The organism is Chryseobacterium aahli, assembly GCF_022699665.1.
GTDB lineage: Bacteria > Bacteroidota > Bacteroidia > Flavobacteriales > Weeksellaceae > Chryseobacterium > Chryseobacterium aahli.
Window position 1 is genome coordinate 1 of sequence record NZ_JALDNB010000020.1, and the last position, 1,283, is coordinate 1,283.

1 protein-coding gene is annotated in these 1,283 nt (G+C 33.3%); it reads right to left on the minus strand.

All coding sequences use genetic code 11. The features are described from left to right. Positions 1 to 45: 45 nt before the first annotated feature. Positions 46 to 1,050: a transposase gene (locus tag MQX03_RS20410; protein ID WP_242805495.1), complete on the minus strand. Its 1,005-nt coding sequence runs from the start codon at positions 1,048 to 1,050 to the stop codon at positions 46 to 48. Positions 1,051 to 1,283 lie beyond the last annotated feature (233 nt).

Consider the following 1,283-nt stretch of genomic DNA (forward strand, 5'->3'; position numbering starts at 1 on the left):
CCGCTCCCGCATTCTATGATAAAAACCAAATAAAATCAGTTAAAATTATGATGCAAATTTGTAAGTATTTACAAAAGCTTCATTTCTTGCAATAACAGCAAATGCACGGCTTATAATTTTACACTTTACATTATTAATCACCAGGAGGGAATGTTTTCCTTCCTGTTTTTTTCTTTCATAATAAGTTCTTATTTCGGCATCATGTTTTATGGCAGAAAGTGCTGCCAGATGAAGGATAGACTTCATTTTCTTGTCTGCAAAATGACTCACTTTGCTTTTTCCTCTAATGGATGTTCCTGAAGAATATTCGAAAGGCACAATTCCACAATAGCAGGCAAATTTCCTCCAGTTGGGAAAGCTCTTAAAACCTTTGATTGCAAGCAAAAGATAAAGCGAGGTTACTTCACCAATTCCCAGAACAGATAACAGTAGTTTCTTTTGCTGTTGTAATTCATTGTTGCGATGAATGATTTCACGGATGCTCCTTTCAATTTCTAATAGCATTTTCTTCAAAAAAATTAAAGTTTTTTTGTTGATTTTTTCAGTTGGGCGATACACAACTTTGGGTAAAAAGTTTTTGTTTTCTTCTGTAGAGCCAAAATCTTTAATTGCAGCAACTGTTTTTTCTCGCTCAGCATACAGCAGTTTTAACGTTAAAATATCAGTTTCAGGAACATCACTGAGTCTAATTTTATCAATATTTCTAAGTGCATACAGGGCAATATCTTTGGCGTCGGCTTTATCAGATTTTCCACGGCAAATCCCTTTTGATTGCTTTATTTCCAGAGCTGAGCAGTGAGCAAAATCAATATTAAATTCAAACAAAATCATACATAGATTCATAGAATATACTCCTGTATTTTCGAAACAAAACAAACTTTCATCTTTGGAAATTTTATGCCTTCTCAATTCTTTAAAAAGTTCTTTGATGCCTTTCAAATCATTTGAAATCTTACCGATAATAATCATTTTTGCGGCCGAATTTACAATGTGAAAATCTAGCGTTTTCTTGGAAACATCAATCCCGATGTAGTGTTTGTAATTTTTCATAACTTCATATTGCATTAAACAAAAAATGTTGAATTTCTTTAAAGCCTTTATTAGACCTTTAGGTCTATCATTCTATCTAAAGCCGTTCAACGAGATTCAAGGAGAAAGCAGAGGACTAATGCGGGAGTTAAACCTTAAGTTCAGCACGATTGCTAGTTCACCTCTGTTTTCCTTTGAATAAATTTAAGTAGTTTTTATTATTACAAAGTAAAGGCACGATTGTATCGTGTGGC